General features: G+C 55.9%; 28 protein-coding genes. 20 read left to right on the top strand and 8 right to left on the bottom strand.

What is annotated here, in order from left to right; genetic code table 11:
• Positions 1–6 precede the first annotated feature (6 nt).
• The 16 genes from QN370_RS10545 to QN370_RS10620 all read left to right on the top strand — a co-directional run bounded on the left by QN370_RS10545 (position 7) and on the right by QN370_RS10620 (position 12,669).
• Positions 7–372 (top strand): hypothetical protein, encoded by a 366-nt coding sequence (locus tag QN370_RS10545; protein ID WP_322125472.1) that lies wholly within the window; start codon positions 7–9, stop codon positions 370–372.
• Positions 369–800 (top strand): hypothetical protein, encoded by a 432-nt coding sequence (locus QN370_RS10550; protein WP_322125473.1) that lies wholly within the window; start codon positions 369–371, stop codon positions 798–800. Before QN370_RS10545 ends, QN370_RS10550 begins: the two co-directional genes overlap by 4 nt.
• On the top strand, positions 797–1,105 hold the full coding sequence (locus QN370_RS10555) for a hypothetical protein (protein WP_322125474.1): 309 nt from the start codon (positions 797–799) through the stop codon (positions 1,103–1,105). Before QN370_RS10550 ends, QN370_RS10555 begins: the two co-directional genes overlap by 4 nt.
• Complete coding sequence (gene sctV / locus QN370_RS10560; protein ID WP_322125475.1) at positions 1,098–3,194, top strand: type III secretion system export apparatus subunit SctV; 2,097 nt, start codon at positions 1,098–1,100, stop codon at positions 3,192–3,194. Before QN370_RS10555 ends, sctV begins: the two co-directional genes overlap by 8 nt.
• Positions 3,195–3,258: 64 nt before the next feature.
• Entirely contained in the window at positions 3,259–4,374 is a 1,116-nt protein-coding gene (locus tag QN370_RS10565) for an FHA domain-containing protein (RefSeq protein WP_322125476.1), read from the top strand.
• The gene (locus QN370_RS10570; protein WP_322125477.1) at positions 4,371–5,753 is read left to right on the top strand and encodes a FliI/YscN family ATPase; all 1,383 of its coding nucleotides are present in this window, start codon (positions 4,371–4,373) and stop codon (positions 5,751–5,753) included. Before QN370_RS10565 ends, QN370_RS10570 begins: the two co-directional genes overlap by 4 nt.
• Before the next feature lie 2 nt (positions 5,754–5,755).
• Positions 5,756–6,250, top strand: coding sequence for a hypothetical protein (locus tag QN370_RS10575; protein ID WP_322125478.1), 495 nt, complete (start codon positions 5,756–5,758; stop codon positions 6,248–6,250).
• 3 nt (positions 6,251–6,253) lie between these two features.
• A complete protein-coding gene (locus QN370_RS10580) occupies positions 6,254–6,817 on the top strand; it encodes a hypothetical protein (RefSeq protein WP_323581718.1) in 564 nt (187 codons plus the stop codon).
• Positions 6,818–6,841: 24 nt separating this feature from the next.
• Positions 6,842–8,122 (top strand): FliM/FliN family flagellar motor switch protein, encoded by a 1,281-nt coding sequence (locus QN370_RS10585; RefSeq protein WP_322125480.1) that lies wholly within the window; start codon positions 6,842–6,844, stop codon positions 8,120–8,122.
• A gap of 2 nt (positions 8,123–8,124) precedes the next feature.
• Complete coding sequence (sctR, locus tag QN370_RS10590) at positions 8,125–8,778, top strand: type III secretion system export apparatus subunit SctR (RefSeq protein ID WP_322125481.1); 654 nt, start codon at positions 8,125–8,127, stop codon at positions 8,776–8,778.
• Positions 8,779–8,824: 46 nt separating this feature from the next.
• Complete coding sequence (gene sctS / locus QN370_RS10595; protein ID WP_322125482.1) at positions 8,825–9,088, top strand: type III secretion system export apparatus subunit SctS; 264 nt, start codon at positions 8,825–8,827, stop codon at positions 9,086–9,088.
• A gap of 12 nt (positions 9,089–9,100) precedes the next feature.
• Positions 9,101–9,904, top strand: coding sequence for a type III secretion system export apparatus subunit SctT (gene sctT / locus QN370_RS10600; RefSeq protein ID WP_322125483.1), 804 nt, complete (start codon positions 9,101–9,103; stop codon positions 9,902–9,904).
• A complete protein-coding gene (gene sctU, locus QN370_RS10605; protein ID WP_322125484.1) occupies positions 9,905–11,002 on the top strand; it encodes a type III secretion system export apparatus subunit SctU in 1,098 nt (365 codons plus the stop codon).
• Between the two features lie 255 nt (positions 11,003–11,257).
• Positions 11,258–11,977 (top strand): GTP cyclohydrolase I, encoded by a 720-nt coding sequence (folE, locus tag QN370_RS10610; RefSeq protein WP_322125485.1) that lies wholly within the window; start codon positions 11,258–11,260, stop codon positions 11,975–11,977.
• Positions 11,978–11,990: 13 nt separating this feature from the next.
• Positions 11,991–12,416: a BLUF domain-containing protein gene (locus QN370_RS10615; protein WP_322125486.1), complete on the top strand. Its 426-nt coding sequence runs from the start codon at positions 11,991–11,993 to the stop codon at positions 12,414–12,416.
• Positions 12,417–12,516: 100 nt separating this feature from the next.
• A complete protein-coding gene (locus QN370_RS10620; protein WP_322125487.1) occupies positions 12,517–12,669 on the top strand; it encodes a hypothetical protein in 153 nt (50 codons plus the stop codon).
• On the opposite strand, the gene QN370_RS10625 is transcribed toward QN370_RS10620, so the two are convergent.
• From QN370_RS10625 to minC, 6 genes are all read right to left on the bottom strand, one after another.
• The gene (locus tag QN370_RS10625) at positions 12,670–13,656 is read right to left on the bottom strand and encodes a 2-dehydropantoate 2-reductase (RefSeq protein WP_322125488.1); all 987 of its coding nucleotides are present in this window, start codon (positions 13,654–13,656) and stop codon (positions 12,670–12,672) included. It lies immediately after the preceding gene.
• A gap of 39 nt (positions 13,657–13,695) precedes the next feature.
• On the bottom strand, positions 13,696–14,520 hold the full coding sequence (locus QN370_RS10630) for a DUF429 domain-containing protein (protein ID WP_322125489.1): 825 nt from the start codon (positions 14,518–14,520) through the stop codon (positions 13,696–13,698).
• Between the two features lie 109 nt (positions 14,521–14,629).
• Positions 14,630–15,724 carry a porin gene (locus tag QN370_RS10635; protein WP_322125490.1) on the bottom strand — a complete coding sequence of 365 codons (1,095 nt, stop codon included), beginning with the start codon at positions 15,722–15,724 and terminating at the stop codon, positions 14,630–14,632.
• Positions 15,725–16,159: 435 nt separating this feature from the next.
• A complete protein-coding gene (minE, locus tag QN370_RS10640; RefSeq protein WP_322125491.1) occupies positions 16,160–16,423 on the bottom strand; it encodes a cell division topological specificity factor MinE in 264 nt (87 codons plus the stop codon).
• Positions 16,424–17,239: a septum site-determining protein MinD gene (minD, locus tag QN370_RS10645; RefSeq protein WP_322125492.1), complete on the bottom strand. Its 816-nt coding sequence runs from the start codon at positions 17,237–17,239 to the stop codon at positions 16,424–16,426.
• 29 nt (positions 17,240–17,268) lie between these two features.
• Complete coding sequence (minC, locus tag QN370_RS10650) at positions 17,269–18,009, bottom strand: septum site-determining protein MinC (RefSeq protein WP_322125493.1); 741 nt, start codon at positions 18,007–18,009, stop codon at positions 17,269–17,271.
• A gap of 206 nt (positions 18,010–18,215) precedes the next feature.
• Here minC and QN370_RS10655 point away from each other — a divergent pair, with 206 nt between their 5' ends.
• Positions 18,216–19,115: a recombination-associated protein RdgC gene (locus tag QN370_RS10655; RefSeq protein WP_322125494.1), complete on the top strand. Its 900-nt coding sequence runs from the start codon at positions 18,216–18,218 to the stop codon at positions 19,113–19,115.
• Between the two features lie 278 nt (positions 19,116–19,393).
• On the top strand, positions 19,394–22,111 hold the full coding sequence (locus QN370_RS10660) for a diguanylate cyclase domain-containing protein (RefSeq protein ID WP_322125495.1): 2,718 nt from the start codon (positions 19,394–19,396) through the stop codon (positions 22,109–22,111).
• Here QN370_RS10660 and QN370_RS10665 read toward each other — a convergent pair.
• Positions 22,094–22,939: an SAM-dependent methyltransferase gene (locus tag QN370_RS10665; protein WP_323581719.1), complete on the bottom strand. Its 846-nt coding sequence runs from the start codon at positions 22,937–22,939 to the stop codon at positions 22,094–22,096. The two genes, QN370_RS10660 and QN370_RS10665, sit on opposite strands and share 18 nt — an antisense overlap.
• 119 nt (positions 22,940–23,058) lie before the next feature.
• Between QN370_RS10665 and earP the strand changes: the two genes are divergently transcribed.
• Together earP and QN370_RS10675 are read left to right on the top strand one after the other, a co-directional pair.
• Positions 23,059–24,273: an elongation factor P maturation arginine rhamnosyltransferase EarP gene (gene earP / locus QN370_RS10670; protein ID WP_322125496.1), complete on the top strand. Its 1,215-nt coding sequence runs from the start codon at positions 23,059–23,061 to the stop codon at positions 24,271–24,273.
• A gap of 91 nt (positions 24,274–24,364) precedes the next feature.
• Positions 24,365–24,940, top strand: coding sequence for an elongation factor P (locus tag QN370_RS10675; RefSeq protein ID WP_322125497.1), 576 nt, complete (start codon positions 24,365–24,367; stop codon positions 24,938–24,940).
• A gap of 201 nt (positions 24,941–25,141) precedes the next feature.
• On the opposite strand, the gene QN370_RS10680 is transcribed toward QN370_RS10675, so the two are convergent.
• A complete protein-coding gene (locus tag QN370_RS10680; protein ID WP_322125498.1) occupies positions 25,142–25,588 on the bottom strand; it encodes an Rrf2 family transcriptional regulator in 447 nt (148 codons plus the stop codon).
• Positions 25,589–25,606: the final 18 nt, after the last annotated feature.

The raw sequence follows: 25,606 nt of genomic DNA on the forward strand, positions 1-25,606 counted from the left end.
GAAGTGATGACGACGTTCGTATCGGCCGTTGAACTTGAAAAAATCGCCTTTTCCCTTGTTTCAACCGCACTCAACGCCAAGGCCGTTGCTCGGATTGCACTGGATAACGGATTGGCGATATTTGCTTACCCTGATGCAGGTTTTGTGGTTGTTGGTCTCGGCTATCAGCGAGATCAATTGCGTCCGGGGTTCATCGAGAGCGTGCTTAAACGGAGGTACCAGATGCCTGCCCGCTTTGCGCAGTGGATGCCATCGCAGTTTGCCGATGGCAGCTTTTTCGTTCTACTCCGTATGGAGTATGGCGCACGGGATACGGCACCTTCACCCTCGGAGGCGGCACTCGACAACGCGGTTGCGTTGCTGATGCCATGAGTATCTCTCGTGTAGGAGCGCCTGGTAGCGCTCCCCAGATTGCCCTGGAAACTGGTGAAATTGTGACGTTGGGTGTGGAGATTTCTCAGTCGAACGTATCACTTTCCCAGCTAAAAGAATACGAACGAGACGCGTCGATCAATCTTGTCGGACGCCATGATAGCCGCGGTATTGATGTGTTGACATCCCTATTGGGCGTCTCGTTGACGGCAGGCAGCGTTGCCTGGAGCGGCGATCCCGTTCCGAAAATGCGTGCGCTGCAAAAGAAATTTCTCGAGCATGGATTGACACAGGAAGGAGAGCCGCGCCGGAGAGCGCTGGCAGCCATCACGGTCGTTGAAAAAAGCATCAAGGGGCGGCTGAGGTTGCACCAGCTACACATGTCAGATTTACAGCTGGCGAGTGTTCGAGAGGAATCAAAATCATGATGGTGCGAAAAAAGCGCGTGACGTTCCCTCCTGAAGCTTTATTGGCAATCGGATTAGTGTGGGGGCATCTAAATACTGGCCAGTTGGAGGACGCGTACCAGCTGGCCTGTGGTTGTGCGGCGTTATGGCCGGAGGACCAGCGTTTTGCATTGATGGCGTCGTACGCTGCGGTGGAGTTGGCGGCACCGCTGGAAGAGTTCATGGTTCAGGCATTAAAAAATACCAGCGACACATCCTGGACCAAGTTGATTATGCGGCGGGCTCATCCCCCAGGTAATCCTGGAGCGGGTTACGAGCATGAATAATCTCGTACTGGCCCTCAACGACTTTGCAGCAAAGGCAGCCAAACGTGCCGAACTGTTTGCGGCGGCACTCATCATTGCCATCGTATTCATGCTGGTATTGCCGATGCCGATCTGGTTGCTTGATATTCTGATTGCCGTCAATTTATGTGTGGCTGGCTTAATGGTGGTGGTGTCGATGTACATGGTGGGACCGACGTCATTTTCGACGTTTCCGGCAGTGTTGCTGCTAACTACCTTGTTTCGGCTGGCGCTGGAAGTGGCGACGACGCGTCAGATTTTACTGGAAGGAAATGCCGGACATATTGTTGAAACCTTCGGCAATTTTGTCGTTGGCGGCAATCTTGTCGTCGGTCTGGTGGTGTTCCTGATCTTGACCGTGGTGCAGTTTATTGTGATTACCAAGGGATCGGAGCGGGTTTCTGAAGTTGCCGCCCGCTTTACCCTGGACGCCATGCCCGGCAAGCAAATGTCGATCGATAGCGATTTACGGGCAGGGTTCCTGACGGCAGACGATGCGCGGCGCAAACGTGCCGAACTGGCCAAGGAAAGCCAGTTACATGGCGCAATGGATGGCGCGATGAAATTCGTCAAGGGTGACGCCATTGCCGGTATTTTCATCGTGATGGTGAACTTGATTGGTGGAATCTCGATAGGGATATTCCAGCGCAGCATGACAGTGGGTGATGCCAGCAAGCTTTACTCGATTCTCAGTATTGGCGATGCGTTGATTGCACAGATACCGGCACTGCTGATTTCTCTGACGGCAGGGATGATTACTACGCGTGTGTCCGATGATAATCGCGAACATGACGGTGCTGGCAAGAGCAACATTGGCCAGGATATTGTTGCGGAAATGTTTGCCGAACCAAAGGCCATGGTCACGGCGAGTGTCATCATGGTTTTGTTCGGCATGATTCCGGGGATGCCAACGGTGATTTTTCTCGGGCTGGCTGCCTTGCTCAGTACTGGAGGTGCATTAGCTCTGCTCAAGCCGCGCGCGGAAGAGGCCAAAAAACGTGCCGCAGAAATGAATCGCGTGGTTGGCAAGCCGAAAGTGGTCGACCTGACGACCTTTGAATCGACAAAACCGTTCATCGTGCGAATGCACAAAAGCATGGAAGGCAGACCGGAAGCCGAAACGATTACTGATGCCATCCGGATCATGCGCAACACGGTCATGGGCTCGCGCGGCATTCCCGACATGCATACGATTGATTTTGAATATCGAGACAGCATGCCTGCGGACCGGATTCATTTTTTGATGGCAGAAGTGCCGTTGGTGGATGTCGAGATTCGGCTGGGATGGGGCGCAACCATTGAAACAAGCGAGCGGTTAACCGAGCTGGGTTTCGAGGCCCGCGACGATGGTGTCGCGGGTACCCGCCGGCACCGTACCTGGGTGAGGGTGCCAGAGGACAATTCTCTGGAAGAGGCCGGTGTGGTGTACCAAAGCTGGGAAACTGTTCTTGCCTCTGATATCGAAGTCGAAATGATGCGCAACTGTCAGATGTTCATGGGTGTTCACGAAGTACAGCGATTCATGCGGTTTGCCGATCGCCGTTTTCCCGAACTTGGCAAGGAGTTGGCGCGTACCGTCACCTTGCCGCGCCTCACCGAGGTAATGCAGCGCCTTGCGCGCGAGGGTGTTTCGCTGCGCAATGCACGGCTGATTCTTGAAACCGTACTGGATTGGTCTTCAAAAGAACGCGATCCGGACATTCTCGCGGATTACGTTCGGCTGGCACTGAAGCGGCAGTTATGCTACGAGGTGGCTCAAAACGGGCTGATCGAGGTCATTCTGATGTCGCCCGAAATGGAGGACTTGCTGCGCGGTGCGATCCGGCAAACCAGTCAGGGAAGCTACCTGGAGCTCGAAGTCGAGACCGAGCAAGCGATTCTGGATCGGTTGGGCGAACTGATCGGCACAGGCGGTTCGGCATCCATGCCACCCGTCCTCGTGACCGCCGCGGACATCCGGCGCTCAGTACGCAAATTAATCGAGGAGGAATTCTTTTCGGTACCGGTGTTTTCGTTTTCGGAGTTGACCCAGCATGCGCGTGTCCAGCCACTGGGGATGATCGAATTGTGAACGGAACCATTGATATAACTTTTGCACTCATCATTAATCAAAGTCTAATGACAAGTGCAAGATCATGGATATCGAACTTCGCATCCTGAATGGATTACATCGTGGTGCCATGCTGCCGCTGGATGGTACAACGCTGCTGTTCGGTGCGCACGAAGATGCCGATGTGGTACTCGTCGATCCTGGTATCGTTCCCCATCATGCCACTCTGGAGCAATCTGACGGCGGCTGGCTCCTGACAGCTGACGCCGGAGAGATTTTCGGTGCCGATAGCTTGGTGCCGCAAGCACTGCTCGATCTCTGGAGCGGCGTTTTTTTTCGCCTTGGAGAAACCTGGCTGGTGATTTCTCCCGGTGATGCAGCGTGGCAGTCCCTGCCGCCGATGCCGCAGCCGGAATTGGAATTTGATCCTGAAACAGAACTTGATCAGACATCCGAGGACTTCGCCGAAGTCAATACGGAAGAAAGTGACGCGCTTGATGACACCGCGCTTGATGACACCTACCTTGCCGACGAGACTGCCCCCGATCGCGATGCAATGCCGGTAATCGTCGAGCCCGAGGTGGATGGGCCCGTCAAAGCGAGCGTCGCGAAGCGCTGGCCCAAGTGGCTGGTTGCGCCTGCTGCATTATTGGTGATGCTGACGGCTGTTGTGTTCTATGCCTACTCGAGCAAGCCTGCGTTGCCGATGTTGCCCTCGCGTCCAGGCAAAATCAGCGCCGTCCTTCATCCGGCTCCTCCGCAGGCGGTAGCAAGTACCAACACGGAAGTGCCTGTCACGTCAGATCCTGCCAAATTGACGCCAGAAGCACTGGCGTCCGCATTTCGCAAACGCATGAAAGATGCCGACCTGTATGCGCAATTCGACATGGATCTCAAGGAACTGGGCTGGTCGATGCGCGCTCATCTGGACGATGCAGAAAGCGCGCGGTTCGAGCGCATTCTGAAAGCCTTTGTCATCGAGCACAAGATCACTTTTCCGATCAATGCCAAAGTAGGGAGTGCCGAATCCATGCTGCCATTCACAATCCGGCAAGTCGTCAGCGGAACAAACGCCGGTATCGTCACTGGTGATGGTGACCGTTTTTATGTCGGGGACGAGTTCCTTGGCGTCCGGTTGATTGCCGTGAAAGACAACCGGTTGACTTTCATGGGCAAGCGCAAGATCGAGGTGATCTGGTGAACGCGGGTCCCGATGAAGATGAATTGGCCGACATGGATCGCACCATTGCCCGCCTTGCCGCTGACAGAGCGCGATGGTTGACGGAGTTTCCCTCCAAACCTGGATTCACGAGCTGTGGCAAGGTCGCTCGAGTATTGGGCACCGTTATTGAAGCACACATGCCACCGGTGCAAATAGGCGAACTCTGCAGCCTGTCGAATCCTGAGTCGGATATCGAACTGCTGGCCGAGGTGGTTGGGTTCAATAACCATGCGGCACTGCTATCGGCATTGAGTCCTCTGGAAGGCGTCTCGAACCGTACCCGGATCACGCCATTGCGATGCAGTCATTCAATCGAGGTGGGGGAACATTTGTTGGGATGCGTGCTTGATGGCTTTGGCCGCATGTTGTTCCGTACGGCCATCATGCCGCCGGAACAGCCGGGTTGGCGCGTGTCCGTGCCAGTCATCCGCGATGCCCCCAAAGCAACCGACCGGCCACGTATCACGACGGTACTGCCAACCGGTGTGCGCGCAATTGATGGCATGCTGACCATGGGAAAAGGCCAGCGTATCGGCGTGTTTGCAGGTCCGGGTTGTGGCAAGACGACCCTCATGGCGTCGATTGCACGCGGGTGCGCAGCTGACGTCATCATTTTTGGCTTGATCGGTGAACGTGGTCGTGAGCTCAATGAATTCTTGCAACATGAACTCGATGATGAACTGGTGCGCAAGACCATCATCGTGTGTGCCACCTCCGACCGGACATCGATGGAGCGTTCGCGGGCGGCATTCAGTGCCACGGCGATTGCCGAAGCGTTCCGCTCGCGTGGTAAGAATGTCCTGCTGCTCATTGATTCATTAACCCGCTTTGCGCGTGCTCAACGCGAGATCGGACTGGCTGCCGGCGAGCCCCCTGCGCGCGGCGGATTTACCCCGTCGGTCTACACCATGCTTCCGCGCCTCATCGAGCGAGCGGGGAACACGATGGAGGGCTCCATTACGGCGATGTACACCGTGCTGGTTGATGGCGAGACCACCTCGGACCCGATCGGCGATGAAGCGCGCTCTCTACTCGACGGACATATCGTCCTGACGAAAAAGCTGGCTGAGCAGGGGCACTATCCTGCCATCGACGTACTGGCCAGTATCAGCCGTGTAATGAGTAACGTGGCCACTAGTCAGCAGCGCAAGTCAGCCTCCCGGTTTCGTGAGCTGATGGCACGATACGACGAGATGGAATTACTGATTCGGTTGGGCGAGTACAAGCCTGGTGGTGATCCGGTGGCAGATGTCGCGGTGCGGCTGCGACCCGAGCAACTGAAATTTTTGCGGCAGGATACGCGCCATCTGACGCCATTCGATCAGATGCTCAAGCAACTTGACGTCCTGGCAGAGTGAGTATGGATGACGCCTCCGGACTATTCGAAGGGGCCGGATTGCGGCGTGAACCGGTAGATATTCCGGAGCCAAAACGTCAGGATAAAAGCCTGCCCAAGCTGATTGGCGTGCATAAGCGCCGGCTGGAACGGATGGAGTGGGAGTGCTTGCAGGCCCGCTCAACCTGGCGCGAATTGCGTGAGTCAGTCGCACAGGTCAAACAGGACTGGCGCGATGCGCAGCAGCACGCCCGGGATTTCTGGGCTGACGCGCGCGCTGATTTTTTTCGGATGGAAATTTCGAGCGGAAAATTTCGTACCGCCAAGGGTGCGTATGAACGCAAGAAGCTCGAGGCCGAGCAAATCCATATTCAGGCGCGAGAAGCTGCGCAGCGCGCAAGGCAAGCCGGGCACGGCTACTTCTTGCTCAAGCAGTTGGTGCGAGCAGGGCATTTACGAAGCGAAAAGCTGGGTATGTTGCAAAAAATACTGCACGAGAAAAATAATCCACCGGAGTAAACAATGAGCACGGACCGCATACAAAGCAAGCCCAATGCCCCTCCTCCCCCGAAACCTGTGCAGTCGTACGCGTCGACACAGGATACTTCGGCCTTCGCTGCACGCTTGAAAAAATCCAGCGCCGAGCAAGGCAGGAGCGCGAAGAACAGCCGACGCGACGAGGAAAAATCACCCGCCTCCGCTTCGAGTAATTACGACGATTCATCCTGCGGGGTGCGAGGCATGGCTGCTGTCACGGCTGCAGCAGGGCGGGAGCACGATGGACAGGATGAGGAGGGTGGGAATTCCTGGAATGCTGTGAGTTCGGCTGATGAATCGGATGAGTTCGAGACGGACACTCTGGCCGACCAACTGGCACCGCTATCGGCGAACGACGGTCTGTTTGAAGTCCTTTTGCCGACTGGCAAAAAGCTGTCGGTCGCCGTGACAGTGACGGCGAATCGCTTGCGCTTTTTGCTCAGTAGTGATGCGGACGATCTGAACGAGCAGATAAAACGAAAAAAAAAGGAACTGGAGCAACGAATTGGACGACGTACAGGAAAGGACGTTAATTTGTCCGTCCTGTAACCGCGCTGCCTGAAAGACATTTCCATGCCCCCAAGCGAACCCGCAGCGACATTGGTAGCCGATTCAGGACCAGTTCAATCAGACCTCAAGCCCAAACGCCAACGCAAACCGCGTTCCAGCGGTATCGATGTTGCACACAGTGGTGGCCAGTCCGAAGACAGTATTACCGACCCCCCTCCGCGCAAGCGTGCGGTCAGCAAGCGAAGTACGCCGGTTGCACTGTCCGCAGACATCCTTGCCTCGGAAGAATCAGAAGTCGTCCCTCCTGAATCTGTCTTGCCGTTCAAGATTGATGTCATTCATCACGCTACAACCGTTCGTATCAGCTCCGCACAGGCAGTCCTGAGCAGAGTAGTGGGGGCGGGGCGCTATGCAAAGCTGACACAATTCGGGACCGATGCGATGCTTGAGCTGCAATTAAGCAAGTTGCCGGCGATGGATGCCGACCCTTACCGCGCGCTGGTGCTGCATGGTCCTGCCGGCGATATCGAGTTGAGTGACGGGGTACGACTGTTGATGGCGCTGACTGGTATTGACCTCGGTGAAAGTGCCGTCGAACTGCTGGAATCGCAGTGGCTTAACGCGTCAGTCGTGGGTCGACTGGTTGGCACACCATTGCAGGACATCATGTCGTTAAGCCGTGGCTGCCTTGCTCCTGGTACTGAAGATGTCACCTTGTGTCTGAGCTTGCGCGGCGGTCAACATGCCTTTTCTGTCATGGCCAAGGCCAGTGCCGCCTGCTGGCTGGCGTTTCTTGCACGCGGAGCCTGGTTGCACATCGGGCGGGATATTGAACATCAGCTTGATCTGCCGCTGACGTTCCCCTGGCGCATTGGTACCCATAACCTGGATCGCTCTACGCTGACTGCCCTGGTGGTTGGCGATGTGGTGCTTCCGAAATCCTGCTGGTTTGACTGCAGCGGAACTGGTCTGGTCTGCATTGGTAGTTGGCAATTATCAGTCATGTATTCCGCACCCGCGGGCATGACCTTACTCAGTCTGGAGACGCGCATGGATGCCCTTGGCACAATCGTGGATACCGACTCCCTAGTTATCCGCCCGTCGCTTGCCGACGCGAACGATACCGCCGGGCTCGATACCTTGCCTTTGCAATTGCATTTCGATATGGGATGTTGCCACACCACGCTTGGGGGCTTGCGCACGTTGGTGGCAGGGTGCGTGCTGCCCATTGAAGGTGGCTCACCGGCGGCAATCGGCATTTCGACTGGCGGACGAACCCTGGGTCAGGGCGAGCTGGTCGAGGTCAATGGACAGTTGGGGATTCGAATCACTTTCTGGAGCTGAACGTGGGTCCCGGCAAGTTTGATGTCGTCTCATTTTCGATCCTGCTGGCGGTGATGGCACTGGTGCCGCTGGTGGTGGTGACGACGACATCGTTCCTGAAAATCTCGCTGGTGATGCTGGTGACGCGCAATGCGCTTGGCGTCCAGCAGGTGCCGCCGACACTGGCGATCTATGGCATTGCGTTGTCGCTGACCTTATTCGTCATGTCACCCACCGTGCAGGAAATCAGCAGTCGCGTGGCCGAGATGGAGTTGGAGCAAAACTCTACCAAGCACAATCTGGCCGATGCGCAGGTGGCGTTTGAGCCCTTGCGCACTTTCATGCTGAAGCACTGCAAGCCCGATCAGCGGGAAATTTTCCTTGCGAGTGCAAAGAAACTCTGGCCCAAGGAATTCGCCGCAGAAGCGAAATCGACGGATGTCCTGGTGCTGGTGCCAGCCTTCGTCGTGTCGGAGCTTCAGACCGGCTATGAAGTCGCTTTTTTGATTTACATCCCGTTTGTGGTGATCGATTTGCTGGTGTCGAATTTGCTGATGGCTTTGGGCATGCAACAAGTTAGCCCGCAGACCATCACGGTGCCATTGAAGTTGCTGCTGTTTGTGATGGTGGATGGCTGGGGGAAGCTGCTCAATGCGCTTGCCATGTCCTATGCGTAACTGAACCTTTTGTCTGCCACCGTTCCCACTAAAAGGAGTAGCCAGCATGGCCGATACATTGAATTTTTTCCAGCAGGGCTTGTGGATGATCATTATGTTATCGGCGCCGCCGTTACTGGCGGCGGTCTTTTGTGGCAGCTTCATCTCGCTGATTCAAGCTGTCACGCAGATTCAGGATCAGACCCTGCCTTACGTCGTCAAGCTGATGGGTGTATCGATTACGCTGTCGCTGATGGGACGCTGGATCGGTAGTGAATTGATGCAGATGATGAATGCGGCATTCGCGCTCATCCCGATCGCCGGCCGCTAGCAACGCGTTTCAATGATGGAATCATCGCTGCTGCTGGATTTGCAAAATGCGTTGGTTGCCATGGCGCTGGTGATGCCGCGCTCGTTTGTCGTGCTGGCGATTCTTCCGGGATTCGGTACCCGTACGCTGGTTGGCCTTGCCCGTAATTCCATTGCGCTGGCGATCGCGTTGCCAGCCTGGTTACCCACCTATTATTTTGTCAAAACCGGCCAGGTGGATTACATCATGGCGGTGATGCTGGGATTCAAGGACGCCGGCATCGGACTGATGCTCGGCGTGTTGCTGGCGCTGCCAATCTGGGCCTTGCAGTCACTCGGATCCATTCTCGACACGCAACGTGCATCGACGCAGGTGATGGCAGACAACGCATCATTAGATTCAGATGCCAGCGCGCTCGGTGCAATGCTTGTACAGGCCGTTGTCATTGTCATGATTCAGGCTGGACTGATGACAGCGCTGGTCAGGATCATGATCGACAGTTATGGATTGTGGCCGGCGTTCTCTCTGATTCCACCGTTTGAACTCGGACATATGGATGTCGTCCTGAAACGTTTCGGCGAGTTTTTCTGGCACCTTGCTGTCTACGGCGGGCCGGTTCTGATTCCATTGGTACTGGTTGATTTTGCGATTGCCGTGATCGGTATTTTTGCGTCCAACCTGCAAGTATCGGCCATTTCTTCACCAATCAAAAGCCTGCTCGGACTGTTCATTTTGCTGGTGTACTGGCCGACGCTGGCGCACTACATTTCCTACGATTTTTCAGGCGTACTCGATCTGATTCCGCTCTTGCTGCAAGCGACGCCTGCAGGAGGGTAGATGAGCGAAAAAACCGAACAACCCACCGATAAAAAAATCGAGGATGCGCGCGAAAAAGGTCAGGTGCCCGTCAGTCGTGACATGGCGCGACTGGCCACTTTCTTTGTCATCGGGTTGCTGGCATTCGTCACTGAAAAGCTCTGGCACGCCGGTATTGACAGCTTGTTCGATCTGGCCTTCCAGCGCATCGGTTCACCATTCGTCCCGGCCATGCTGGAAATGGTCACCAGTGCTGGCAAGCTGATACTGGTCATTTTCGGTGCCGTAGCGATCACTGGCGCGGTGGTGGCCATCATGGCGTTCTGGGGACAGTTTGGCATTTTGTTGTCGGCTAAAGCGCTCGAACCCAAACTGGACAAACTCAATCCCGTTCAAGGGATGATGCAACTGTTCTCCAAGAAAAAGCTGGTCGAACTGGTGGTCTCGTTAGGCAAAGCCATTCTGATTGGATACGTGATGTTTGTGATCATTCAGGATCAGTTGCCAACCATTCTGAAGTTATCGGGGGGCGCTCCACAAGACGTGTATTACGGTTTTGTCGAATTATTATTTTCGATCTTCAAGATCGCGGTTGGTATCTGCTTCAGTTTTTCGCTGGTGGACCTCGTCTCTCAGCGTTTTTTTCATACCAAGTCGCTGATGATGAGCATGGATGAGATCAAGCGCGAGTACAAGGAGTCGGAGGGCGATCCGCTGGTCAAGGGCACGCGCAAGCAGCTGGCACAGGAGTGGGCCAATGAAGAACCGGCCGCGCGTACTGAAAACGCCAATGCGGTGGTCGTCAACCCTACGCATTTTGCGATCGCCCTGTTTTATGATTTTGATGCCCCAGCGGTTCCGGTGGTGCTGGCCAAGGGCAAGGACGAGACCGCTCAGTTGATGATAGCGCGCGCGCACGAACTCAAAATCCCTGTGATCCGTCACGTCTGGTTAGCCCGCACCCTGTATGCGACCGCAAAACCCGACAATCCGATTCCGAAAGCCAGCTACGATTCGGTGGCATATGTGTATGCGTTGATTCAGGAAATGCGGGACAGCGGTGACTTCAAGCCACTGACCGAACTTGAAATGTATGGGAACCCGCCGACCGATGACTGACCGTTTCAGTTTCACCATTGAACGCTATCATCGCTGCCGCACGGTGAGGCTGGTGCGGGTATGGGGAACAGGGAACAGATGGACTCGCTTGTCGTGGTTTTCGACATTGGCGACGCAAACCTGGATAGTGGCTTTTCATTTTTAACCGCAAGTCTTGCCTGACGCGCACTTTGCGCAATTCAGATAACATAGACCTCCCTGGTATTGGGAGCCGTCGCTTCCAGCCCGGGTCGATTTTTTTTCATTCAGCTAACAATGAACCCAACGACTCCCTCAAATGAAGTAAAAACACCTGTCGCGCTCCCCGTGTCGCAGACCATCCGCCAACGTATTATCGCGAGCAAGACCCGCTTTCATGCTAACGACAACATTGCCGACTTTATCAAGCCGGGAGAGTTGGACGCCTTGCTGGAAGAGGTGCAAGGCAAGCTGCACGGCGTACTGCAGAGTCTGGTAATCGATACCGACAGCGATCACAATACTCAGGATACGGGGCGCCGGGTCGCCAAAATGTTCATCCATGAAGTATTTCGTGGGCGTTATGTGCCGATGCCGGCACTGACGGAATTTCCGAACGCAGCTCATCTCAATGAGTTGATGATCATCGGTCCTATTACCGTGCGCAGCGCTTGCTCGCATCATTTGTGTCCGATCATCGGACGTATCTGGATCGGTGTGATGCCCAACGAGCATTCGAATCTGATTGGTCTGTCCAAGTATGCCCGGATAGCCGACTGGATCATGAGTCGACCACAGATTCAGGAAGAGGCGGTCGTGCAATTGGCCGATATCCTGCAGGACAAGATTCAGCCGGACGGACTGGCCATCGTGATGGAGGCCGATCACTTCTGCATGCACTGGCGTGGCGTGAAGGATATGGATTCCAAAATGATCAACAGCGTCATGCGCGGATCATTCCTGAAAGACCCAAATTTGCGCCGTGAATTTCTGTCGCTCCGCAACGTCAAAAAATAATCGAGGAATCGCCATGTTAGTCCGCTTACTGTATGCAAGTCGCACGGTCGACAAGAACTCGACCGAATTGGTCAACTCCATCATGGCCCAGTCTCGTCGGAATAATCCGTCGCAAGGCCTGACTGGTATTTTGTGTTTTAGCGGGGATATTTTTATCCAGGTCCTGGAAGGCAGTCGGACCGCAGTCAATGCCTTGTATAGCCATATCCTCAAAGATCCGCGTCACACGGGCGTCCAGATTCTGCATTTTGAAGAAATTACCGAGCGGCGTTTTGCTGGCTGGACCATGGGGCAGGTCAACCTGGCAAAGCTGAATACATCGGTGTTGCTGAAGTATTCCGAATTGCCTGAACTGAATCCTTTTGCGGTATCGGGTCTGGTCTCAATGGCGTTGCTTGATGAACTGATCGCCACCGCGTCGATCGTCGGTCGTGCCTGACTGAAATTTCTTGGTGGTTATGTTGGCTGGCGCACATCGTACGACACCGGGATGACAGATGATTAACATTGTTGATCATTATCTCCCGGAGAGTAACTTCATGAAGCCATCGGACAAAACCCGCTCTGTCGTCTCGTTCATAGCGACAGCGACACTTGCCTTGCTATGCTTTTCAGCGGGTACGGCCTTGATCGCTAACTGGATGATGGATGGTGAAGGCTTGCCGATAGATATCGCGGCTCCTTTGGAGTAACTACTGCGGATAGAGCGCGTGGCTTCTGGCGTACAAGCGTACCAGTCCCAGCAACGCGTCGATGGCAGGCGTCGCCACCTCCACTTGCAGGCCGATTTCTCGTACCGCACCAACCAGCGCATCAATTTCGAGAGCGCGTCCGGCCTCCGCATCCTGCAGCATTGATGTCTTGAATGCGCCGAGCTGGCGTGTCAATCGCATTCTTTCTTCCCCGCTTTGTTCAATGTGGCAGCCGATCCGATTCCCGATGGCAGCGGCTTCCGCCATCGCCTTCAAACAAAAATCTCTTACCAGCGGGTCGTCAAGCACCTTGTCGGCACTGGCGCCCGTCATCGCCGAGAGCGGATTCATCGTCATGTTGCCCCACAATTTGTACCAGATATCGCGGTGAATATCGGTGCTGGCTTCGGCATCGAAACCGGCATTGGCGAGCAGGGCCACCAGAGCGGACAGACGTGATGATTGGCTCGGTAAGGCTTCGCCGAGGATCAGACGGTTACCAAAACCTGGACGGATCAAGCCGGGCTCCGGTGCACTGCTCGACAGATGCACGACACAGCCGATCAGTTTTTGCACCGGCATTGCCCGCGCGAGGAGCCCGTCAGGGTCCAGTGATTGCAGGCGCAAGCCTGAAAAGGGGCGTGCCGGTTGTTCAAAAAACCACCACGGGACGCCATTCATGGCGGTAACGATGCAGGTTTCGGGGCCGAGAAGGGGCGCAATCCGGGTTGCCACGTCGGCGAGCGCCGTCGACTTGACGGCGAGAATCACGATATCCTGGACACCTATCCGGGAAGGCGTATCGTCCGCCCTGATCATGATGTGACGGATGCCCGTACTGTCCTCGATACGCAGCCCATGCTCACGAACGGCTTCCAACGTTCGGCCACGGGCAACAAGACTGAGCTGATGGCCATTTTCTTGCTGTGCCAGTCGTGCGGCAAGGAGTCCTCCCACCGCACCCGCGCCATAAATCGCTATCTTCATTTTGGGTTTCTCTCAGTTCGTTATACCGGTTGTTTCTGTTCAGGCACCCACTATCCAGCCCTCGAGCGGATCAAAGTCTGGCAAGCCGAAACGTGAGTCGCGGCGCTGCCATGCCCAGGCGGCCAGCACGCCACAGAGGGCTGCATCTAGCAAGTCGCCGCTGGCGTCATCAAGGAGGGCGGCACGATGCGGTCCGGCGTCGAGCTGGATGGCAAAGCGGTGATCGCCGCGTTCAAGATGGTCGAGAATCATCGCACGTGCGTCATGGCGTGCGGGCGTTTGCTTCGTACGATCATCGTTCTTGTAGGAAGCGCGGGTAATCGAACGCGCCAGCATGCCCGGATAGCCTTCCAGCGCGATGCGCTGCGGATCGCCGGCATCGATACCGGGCAGCGTCACACCGGCAGTTCGCAATAGCGGCACGCCGGCGTGCAACATGTAGGCAACTGGCGGGTTAACCCATTTCATCGAGGATGACGATCCGGCTGGAATATCCGTTGCCCGATGAGCGAATTTGCCTCCTACCGGACGGGCATCACAGAATGCCTTGAACGTCGTACGCATTTCGGATCGGGACAGAGATGCCAGATGCGTCATCAGTGCCGGCCATGTGACAGGCCAGTGCAGGTGTTCAACGAGTTCACGCGGTAACGAAAATGGGAAGTCAAAGGCCCCCAGCCATGGCCCGGGTTGCTGCAGCCACTGCGCGAAGCTGGCGAAGTCGGGGAGTGCTTGCAAGTTTTCAAGGTGCCAGGTTTCAGCAATCAAATGCCCCGAGGCGATGGTAATGGTTTTGCGACGCGTGGGTGCCGAGGTGAAGTCGACGCCATGCAATAACCAGCTTGATTCCGGATCGAGATGCATTGTGTGCGATGAAGTGAAAGTGCCACTATTCTACCGGGCAATAAAAAAAGGCACCCGAAGGTGCCTTTCAATCAACCATGCATTGCAGCAGGCTTGCGCCTGCAAGCAATTAGAACGTGTGGCGAACGCCGACGTTGAACAGGTTGTCGGTTTGGCCAAGGCCACCGGCATTCATGTTTGCGAGGCCGTCGTTAGACAAACGTGCATACGATGTGTACAGGTTGGTACGCTTTGACAGCGCATAGGTGTAACCCAGAGCAACTTGGTCCGAATTAGCATTGCTCAGGACTTTGTTCGTGCGCTTGGTGTAGTCCACCAGGAAAGTGCTTGCGCCGAAAGGAACGGTTGCGCCGATCATGTAGTCGCGACGATCAAGGCGGGTAGCGATCGATGCATCGCTCTTGACGGTGTCAGCAGCAGCGTGTGCTTTGACCATACCGAAGTCATAAGTGCCGCCCAGCAGGGTGGTTTTTACTTTGTCGGTTGGAACAGCAGCGATGACTGGGGTTGCGCCAACAGCTGACGCGCTGATTGCAGCGATGTCAGAAACGTTGTGGACCAATGCAACCATCACAGGGCCGTTTGCATATTGCAAGGCGCCTGAGATTTGACGGCCGGTGGTGTTGTTACCAGCGACTTCGCCGAAACCGTATTCAAATTGACCTGAGAAACCGGCCAGGTTTGGTGTTTCGTATTTGATGGCATTGTTCATACGACCGCTGTTCAGGCCCATGGCACCAGGAGTACCGTTTGCCGACTTGGTCGTGTCGTTTGTGCCGCCTTGACTGAAGAAGCGAGTTGCATCGCCGGCCAGACCAATACGGAATGGATCAAGTGCGTCGAGGTTGTCGCGCAGCAGGGTGTTCTGACGACCCAGTTTGACGGCGCCGAAGTCACCTTGCAGACCAACGAACGATTGACGGCCGAATGCTGTATTGCCTTGACCGAAACCACCGGTGTCGACATTGAGACCTGTTTCCAGGGTGAACAGACCTTTCAGGCCGTTACCGAGATCTTCAACACCGCGGAAGCCCAAACGGCTGCCCGACTGGATACCGCTGTTCAGTGCTGTCGTTGTGGCTGTGCCATTGTCATCACGGGAGATACCCATGTCGACAACACCATAGACGGTCACGGATGACTGGGCTGCTGCCGAGCCAGCGATGGTGCCGAGGATGGCGAGTGCGAGTAGCGATTTTTTCATTGTGAAATTTCCTAGTAGTGAAAACAAAAGTTGTCGGGGAATTACCATAACAATCCCACAATAGTGTAGAGATCCGCCATGACATCTTGATGACTAAGCGACTAGATACTTTGCCAATCATTCCGTCAGATAAGACTGATCTCGCTCAAGTAAGTTGCACTATCGTTAAAACTGTTTTTGAGTGATCCGCACTGCTTTATGGCAACGCAACAATCAACAGGCCGAAGTCTAGCCTATGTTGGCGGCTGGCGTTAACAACCAACCACAGGACTGTCTCTGTTTTGCAACGCATTGACTTTTCATTTGTTTGCGTTGCACCAATCAGGCCGGCGTTTTGGTGCGAACAAGTGCCTTGCAAAATGTAGTCGAGACAACGAATGAATTGTCTCGGCTAATCAGTCAGGCTGATGCATTGCGGGATAAAGGGCGAATGCCTCAAGCCCCAGGGGCGGCATCGGGAAGTACCACGTTGACATCGAGCACCTCCAGATTTCCCTGTCGATCCAGCGAAATTTTGATGTCGTCGGCATTGACTTTGGTGTACTTGGAAATCACCGCAATCAATTCCTTGTGCAGTGCCGGCAAGAAGTCCGGCCCGGAGCGGCCATTGCGCTCGCGCGCAATGATAATTTGCAATCGTTCTTTGGCTGCACTGGCCGTTTTAGGCTTGCTGGCAAATAAGAAGGATAAGAGAGCCATTTATTTCCCCCTGAAAATACGCTGCAGGAAACCCGGTTTTTCATAGGTCGTGAATTTCAGCGGCACGTCTTCGCCGAGGAAGCGCGAGACAAGGTCCTGATAAGCCTGGGACACGTCACTGCCTTCAATGTGAATAGCCGGGTTGCCTTGATTCGACGCCGCCAGCACGGATTCTGATTCGGGAATAATCCCAACCAGCGGAATACGCAAGATTTCCTGTACGTCGGTGTAGGACAGCATTTCGCCCGATTCGACACGCTTCGGGACGTAGCGGGTGATCAGCAGATGTTCCTTGACGGGTTCGCCGCCATTTTGGGCACGGCGTGATTTGGCCTGGATGATGCCGAGGATGCGGTCAGAGTCGCGCACCGAAGACACTTCGGGATTGGTCACGATAATGGCTTCATCCGCAAAGGTCAGCGCCATCACTGCGCCACGTTCGATACCCGCCGGCGAATCGCAAATAATATATTCGAATCCCATGCCATCGAGATCCTTCAGAACGCGCTCGACGCCGTCTTCTGTCAACGCATCTTTGTCACGGGTCTGTGACGCAGGTAGCACAAACAAATTCTCGCAATGTTTGTCCTTGATCAATGCCTGATTCAATGTGGCTTCACCGTTGATGACGTTGATCAGATCATAGACAACTCGTCGTTCGCATCCCATGATCAAATCGAGATTACGCAAGCCAACATCAAAATCGAGGACGGCGGTTTTATGACCCCGCAGGGCGAGCCCGGAGGCAAAGCTTGCGCTAGACGTGGTTTTGCCAACTCCACCTTTGCCGGACGTTACAACAATGACTTTTGCCACAAATGGGCTCCTTTCAGAAACGATATGAATTATGAATTTACCGATAGTACGTCGAGACGATCACCAACAAGCCGAATTTGTACGGCGTGGTTGGCTAATCCTTGCGGGTAGCCGTTTTCGAAGGTGCGGTAGATGCCTGCAATCGATACCAGTTCGGCTTCCATCAGCGACGTAAAAATACGTGCATCGGCATTTCCGCTGGCCCCGGCCAGTGCACGTCCGCGCAAAGGCGCGTAGACATGAATGCTGCCGTCGGCGATAACTTCGGCACCGTTGTTGACTGCTGCCGTGATGATCAGGTCACAGCCGCGCGCATAGACGCGCTGCCCGGCACGTACCGGCGTATCAACAATCATGGTGCCCATGGCAGCGGCTGCAGCGATGGGAGGAGTAACGACAGCGGTAACGACAGGTCGCGCCGGTTCCGGCGTTGCGGCTGTGCGTGGCTTGACGCTGCGGTCCAGCGTCAGACCGTTGGCCAGGATATCGGCTTCCATGCCAGGCGGCGCGTTGCGCACCGCCACGGCATGCAATCGATACGACTTGAGCAAGCCGACCAATACGGACCAGTCCGGTCGCGTGCCGGTCAGGTCGAGGTCACCGATGTCAATGACGGCGAGCTCATCGTCGAAAAAATCGGCTTCGCCTCCGGTCATGTCGCGCATTGCGGCGTCGAGCTTCGCCGGATCGGTCTGATGCAGGATCGCCGAGATGGCGACAACGGTCGAAATCTTGATGTCTATCGGCTTGCCAGTCTGATTTTTTTGCATGGGGAAAGTGGTGGGGCTTAACGCATTGTTGCTGCTCAGACAGTGTGTCTGGCAGGATCGAAACCGCATTATACCGTCTCGCTTTGAGCGAATTCCTGCCTTATCTCAGTGTTATTGCAGGAGGTAGCCAGGAACGTCGGTTTCGCAAAAACGGCCCGGCGGTTTTTGGCGCGCGTGTAGAATCACTTCCTTTTTGTCAGGCTGCCATGTGGTTCAAGAATCTCCAGATTTATCGTCTTCCTGCTCCTTGGGATATGGATGCCGAGCGGCTTGAAGCAGCGCTCGCTCCCCAGACTTTCCAGCCATGCACGAGCCTCGACATGCAAACCCAGGGCTGGATTTCGCCGCGCGAAAACGGCATGCTGGTCCACACGGTCAACAAGCAATTACTCATCGCCTTGGGCACTGAAAAGAAGTTATTGCCGGCCAGCGTGATCAATCAGGTAGCGAAAGCGCGGGCCGGTGAGATCGAAGAGCAGCAAGGTTTCAAGCCGGGCCGCAAGCAAATGAAAGAGATCAAGGAACAGGTCACCGATGAATTGCTGCCGCGTGCATTCAGCATCAATCGCACCACCTGGACCTGGATTGATCCCGTCAACGGCTGGCTGGTCATTGACGCCGGGACAGCAGGCAAGGCCGACGAAGTACTCAAATTGCTCATCAAAGGGATCGAGAAATTGCCGATGGAAAGCCTGCATGTCGTGCAGTCACCCGTAGCCGCGATGACCGAGTGGCTGATGGCCGACGCGCCCAAAGGGTTCACGGTCGATCAGGATACCGAGCTGCGTGCGGGTGGCGAGAGCAAGGCGACCGTGCGCTACGTCAAGCAAACCATCGAGCCGGTCGACGTCCAGCGTCACATCGCGGACGGCAAGCAATGTACGCGTCTGGCCATGACCTGGAATGATCGTATTTCCTTCGTGCTGACCGAGTCGCTGACGGTCAAGCGCATCACGCCGCTCGACATCATCAAGGAAAGTGCCGACACCGGCGCACGGGATGACGACGAGCGTTTCGATGGCGACATGATGTTGATGACCGGCGAGTTGGCCAAAATGCTGGATGATCTGGTGTTCGCACTGGGCGGGCAAATGCAGCCGAAATAAATTCAGCAGCCTGGTGGTACGAAAGGGTGGATCGCACGGCGGGTCTGCCCTTTTTTATTTGGGCGAAACTATCCCTGCAGGAAAGCGATGGTTATAAAAAATGGGGTACTAAAAGGAACTGCTGTAACGGCTTGACGGCAGAAATACATGCGTGCATTCTTCAACACGGCAATGACCAAGCTCTTCTAGGTTCTCGCTTCGGATCGACTATCTGGCAATGCTGTTGTCGGCGATCGCTCTCCTGGGTTTTCATCGCTGCACACCGTGGATAACACCTGATGGCGCCATTTTCTTTCGGCTCGGATTCCTTGTTCAACATCGCGGCCGAATCGGTTGGTCTGATTGTCATGGTGTGGGAACTGCAGCAGGACAGGATTCATTACAGTGATCAGTGGTCGGTGCTCACGGGGTGTAGCAGTCCAGAGGGCAGTCTGACGGCAACCGAGTTGCGGGCAATGATGCATCCGGATGATCTGGCAGATCTTGACAAGACGATCGTGCTCTGCCTCAAAGGCGTGAGTCAATTTTATGATGCCGAAGTACGGGTGCGTGGTGCCAGCGGCCAGTGGGTCTGGCTGGCAGCGCGCGGTCGCGTACTCGAGCGCGATGCAGCGCAACGGGCCCTGCGCATGGTCGCCTCCTTCATGGATGTGAGTCATCGCAAGCATGCCGAACAGGTCCTGTCCGAGAGCGAGCAACGCTACCGTTCCATCTTCACGACCAGCCAGCACGGCATCCTGCTGGCCGAACTGGGCGGCAATATCTTGTCTGCCAATCCGGCGGCGTGCCAGATTACCGGTTATACCGAAGCGGAGCTGATGCAGATTGGCCGCGCAGATCTACTGGACCCCACGGACCTGCGGGTGAAGGCGCTACTGGAACAACGCGCACGTACTGGCAGCTGTCACGGTCATGTCAGGATGATTCGCAAGGATCGGGTGCCCATCGAAGTGGCGTTCTCGTCTGCGATCTTTGTCAATCATGCCGGCGGTCTGAGCGCCAACGTGGTTTTGCAGGATGTCACCGAGGCGTGCCTAACTGAACGCAAGTTGCAGCGACTGACCAGCCTGTATGACGCGCGCAGTCGCTGCAATCACGCCATTATCGAAAGCACGACGCCGCAGAGGCTGTTCGCCGCCGTGTGCAAGATCGTGGTCGAGTGTGCCGAATTTGGTTTGGCCTGGATCGCCCTAATCGATCCGCTGACACGGCGTCTCGAGCCAGCCTGCGCGGAAGGAGTGGAGCGTGCCTATATCGAGCATACGTCGATTAGCGTCAACCCCGACATTCCTGCCGGATGTGGTCCGCTGGGCCGGGCGATCCGGCAAAACAGCAACGTCATCAGCAATGACTTTCTCAATGATCCATCCGCATTGCCATGGCGCGAACTGGCCATCTCCCATGCTTTCCACGCGGCCGCCGTCTTCCCGCTGCAACAAGGCAATGCGACTATCGGTGCGCTGGTGCTGTATGCGTCCGAGAAGGATTATTTCGATGCGCAACTCGTCGACCTGCTGGCAGAAATTGCCCGCGATATTTCGTTCGGCCTCGACAACATGCAACGCGATATTGCGCTGTCGAGCAGCGAGGCACGTTTTCGCACGCTATGGGAGACCAGCACCGATGCGATTCTGATGATGACGCACGCATCGGTGATTCGCTACGCTAATCCTGCCTTGCAGGACTTGTTTGGCTACGCGCCGGAGCACGTCGTTGGTCAGCATCTGAGCATGCTGCAACCGGCTCGCCTGCATGCAGCGCACGACAAAGGCGTGCAGCGCTATTTACAAACCCGGCACCAGCACCTCAATTGGCGCGCGGCCAACGTGGTCGGATTGCATGCTGACGGCCACGAATTCCCGCTCGAAATTGCTTTCAGCGAAGCCTGCATCGACGGCGAACAATTGTTCATCGGCTTCCTGCGCGACATCACCGAGCGCGAGCGTAATCACGATCTGATCACGCGCCAGAACAGAATCCTGAAACTGATTTCCGGCGGTGCCGAGCTGGAAGTGACGCTGGCAGCCATCATGCAACTGCTTGAAGAGTTGCTCGATGACGTCTTGTGCACGATCGAGGAACTGCATGACGAGGACGATAGCCAGACCTGGCATGTCAGGTCGGCCGTACCGGAAAGCTTCAGCCGCACCATGCTGCGTCAGGCGGCCAGTGCGAACGCGGCCCCGCAGTCCGGCTGGCAATTACCGTTGATCGTGACGGACCTGGAGCACGATCCAGCCTACGCGGATTGCCTCGCGATCGCCCGCGAACAAGGCGTACGGGCCTGCAGTTTCTGGCCGATTCCCGGTCGCCAGGCGGATCCGTTGGCTACGCTGACGCTCTACTACCGGCATGCGCGCGGTCCCTCGGAGCTGGAACGCTCGCTGTTGCCACCGGTTCTGGACCTGATCGGGTTGGCGATTGAAAACAAACGCTCCGATGAGCGAATCCGCTATCTCGCGCATCACGACGATCTGACCGGTCTGCCCAACCGGGCGCGCTTCATGCAGGAGCTCGAACTGGCTTTGGCACGGGCGGCGCGTAGCGGGCACCAGGTCGGGTTGTTGTTTCTGGATCTGGATCGCTTCAAGGACATCAACGATGAAATGGGGCACCAGATCGGCGATGCGGTTCTGTGCGAAGTGGCCAACCGGCTGCGTGCGAATGTGCGCGAAGTCGATATGGTGGCGCGGCTGGGGGGCGACGAATTTGTCGTGATGGCCGAGGATTTTGATGATGGCCTGGTACTTGCCGGTATCGCTCTCAAACTGATCGAGAAAATCAGCCAGCCAATCCACATCGAGCATCATGATTGCTGCATGACTGCCAGCATCGGCATCAGCACTTACCCGAAGGATGGCGACGATATCCATGCGCTGATCCGCAGTGCCGATGTGGCGATGTACCGTGTCAAGGAGCAGGGGCGCAACAGCCATCAGTTCTTTGATGGCCGTAGCAAGGGTATCGAAGCGGTCCTGTCAGGCGGCGGCGGGTGACACAAAAAAGCGCTCGCTCATTTCTTCCAGTCCGACCGAGCCTAGCACCTCCTGCAGGCGTTCGGCCGGCCGGCGGCGCGGCAAATCCTTGTAGGTCGCGATGATCAGTTCGTTCTTCATCGAGTGTTCCCAGCCGACCAGTTCGGTCACGCTGACCTGATAGCCATGGGCTTCGAGTTGCAGGCAGCGCAGTACGTTGGTGAGCTGGCTACCAAATTCACGCGTGTGCAAAGGATGGCGCCACAATTCGGTCAAGGCGCTCTTGCCGAGTGCCTTGCCTTTCAACCGGTTCAGCACCGAAGCGACTTCGGCCTGGCAGCACGGCACCAGCACCATGTGCCTGGCCTTTTTTTTCAGGCCGAAATGGATGGCATCGTCGGTCGCGGTATTGCAGGCGTGCAGCGCAGTGACGATGTCAATGTGCTCCGGCAGCAGCGGCGAATCAATCGAGTCGGCCACCGACAGGTTCAGGAATGACATGCCGGGAAAGTGCAGGCGCCTGGCCAGTTCTTCGGATTTCCTGACTAGCTCATCGCGGGTTTCGATGCCGTAGATATGCGAACCATCGGTCAGCGATTTGAAGAACAGGTCGTACAGGATGAAACCGAGATACGACTTGCCGGCACCATGATCGACCAGTCGCACACCGCCTTCGCCGGAGGTTGCCTGCACGGCTTTCATCAGTGGTTCGATGAATTGATATAAATGATAGACCTGCTTGAGCTTGCGTCGGCTGTCCTGGTTGAGCTTGCCATCGCGGGTGAGGATGTGCAGTTCCTTGAGCAGTTCGATCGATTGACCGGGGCGGATTTCCGGAATGGTTTCCATGGCAGCTTCCTTGTTGAGCGAGGCGGGAGTATAAGCCGTCGCACAGGCATAATGTGCGCAGTGCGTGCTGTATTTTCCGGCACCGATCCCGACACCGTCCTGAACTGCCACCGTCCCTCATGAACCTCGCTCTCTCACCGCCCCGATCGCTTGCCCTGTTTTGCAAAGTCGTCGACAACTTCGGTGACATCGGTATTTGCTGGCGCCTGGCCAGGCAACTGCATCAGGAGCACGGCATTGCCGTCACCTTGTGGGTCGACGACCTGACCAGTTTCCGGCGTCTGTGTCCGGCAGTACAAACGGATGTCGATGTGCAGCAGGTCGCCGGTGTGACGGTGCAGCACTGGCGCGATCAGGACGGCGTGTTCGCCACGTGTGATGTCGCCGAGCTCGTCATCGAATTTTTTGGCTGCGAACTTCCTCCCGGCTATGTCGCTGCGATGGCGCAGTGCGTGCCGCGTCCGGTCTGGCTGAACCTCGAAGGGCTCAGTGCCGAAGCATGGGTCGAAGGTTGCCACACCTTGCCCTCGCCGCATCCGCGTCTGCCGATCACCAAGCATTTCTTTTTCCCTGGTTTCACCGCACAAACCGGCGGTCTGCTGCACGAAGCCGGGTTGCAGCAACAGCGTTTGCAATTTCAAAGTGATCCGGAAATCAGCAGGCATTTCCTGGCGACGCTAGGCGTGACGCCGATGGAAATGGCGGCACTGAAGGTCTCGCTATTTTGCTATCCGCATGCACCGCTGGCAGCGCTGTTCGAGAGCTGGCAGCAGCACGGTGCAGCCATCACCTGTCTGGTTCCCGAAGGCGTGGCGGTCGATGCGGTGGAAGCATTTCTCGGCGAGCGGGCGATGCCGGGTGCGGTCCGCACGCGCGGTTCGTTGACAGTGCGGGTACTGCCGTTTGTGGCGCAACCGGACTATGACAAATTGCTGTGGGCCTGCGACCTCAATGTCGTGCGCGGTGAGGATTCGTTCGTGCGGGCCCAGTGGGCCGGCCGGGCCTTTGTCTGGCATATCTATCCGCAGGACGAGAATCTGCACCACGTCAAACTACGCGCATTTTTGCAGCGTTATGCGCCGGCAAGCACTAGCCTGATCGCCGCCTCATTGCGCTGGAACGACGCCGCGCACGAAGACGCGCACATCGCACAAGACTGGCCGGTGCTGTGGCAGCGATTGTTTGCAGACCTGCCAGCAATTGCTCGGGCTGCGACGGATTGGCAGCAGGAAATGCAACTGCACGGTGATTTGGCAACCAATTTGCTGAAGTTTGCCGTCGCTGTTCGGTCTGCCGCCGAAGAAAACAAGGTACAATCCGCGGTCGCCCGATAGCGTTTTTTTTCGATGAATCGTGAGCCTGCGGCACCGGTGTCCCTGTGGCGCCTGATGATTTTCATACAACTTAATTTTTACGACCATCTCTATGAAACCTGCAAAAGAAATTCGTGTTGGCAACATCATCATGGTGGATAGCAAGCCTTTCATCGTGCTTCGCTCTGATGTCAACGGGTCGAGCCGTACCGGCTTCACCTACAAATGGAAAACCAAGAATCTGCTGACCGGCGCGCCGATGGAAAACGTTTTCCGCGGTGACGACAAGTTTGAAGTCGTTGTCCTCGACAAGAAGCCAGTCACCTTTTCGTACTTCGCTGATCCGTTGTTCGTCTTCATGGACGAGGAATACAACCAGTATGAAATCGAAGAAGAGAACCTGGGCGATGCATTGCACTACCTGAAAGACGGCATGGAATGCGAAGCGGTCTTTTACGAAGGCAAGGCGATTTCGGTTGAATTGCCGATCACCATCGCACGCCAGATCATTTACGCCGAGCCAGCCGTCAAGGGCAACACATCAGGCAACGTCCTGAAAGAAGCCCGTCTGGAAAACGTCATCGAAGCCAATCAGCATACGATTCAGGTACCGCTGTTTGTCAGCCAGGATGATGTAATCGAGCTCGACACACGGACCAACGAGTACAAGAAAATCGTACGCAACTAAGTTGTAGTCGACTGAGTTGTAGTCGACCAAGTTGTAGTCAGCTAAGTTGTAGTCAACCAAGTTGTAATCAGCTTGCACGCAAAAAAAACGCTGCCCTCCCGGCAGCGTTTTTTTTTGCGCGTTTTCTTGACGGGCATCACCAATGCAATCGGCAGGGGCGATGTCAAAAAAACCAGCAGAGCAACATCCTGCCGACAGCAATTACTGAGACAGAAAACTCCGATGCATCCGGACGATCTGTTCACCGGTCTGGCCTGCGCAAAGGTCGTGCAGCGTGTAGGTATTCATGGTGCTGTAAAACGCCTGCAAGCCGGCCTTCAGCGCATCGCGCAAGATGCAATCATTGCGCAGGTGGCAAGCCAGTCCTTCGCAATCAATCAGTTCGTCATTGCCTTCCAGTTCGAGCAGGATCACGCCAACCTGCAGCGTCATCGTATCGGCCGCCAGGCGCAGGCCGCCGTTGCGTCCGCGGGTGGCATCGACCCAGCCGGTGCGCGCGAGGTGACCAGCCACCTTGATCAGATGATTGATCGGAATCGCGAATTGCCCGGCGATTTCGGCTACCGTCACCGGGCTTTCCCGCGTGCCGCTGCGGGCGAGATAGATCAGGACGCGCAGTCCGATATCCGAGTAACGGGTCAGACGCATGACAGACCACCGGTAAAT

Origin of the sequence: Actimicrobium sp. CCI2.3 (genome assembly GCF_035019065.1) — a bacterium.
GTDB lineage: Bacteria > Pseudomonadota > Gammaproteobacteria > Burkholderiales > Burkholderiaceae_D > Actimicrobium.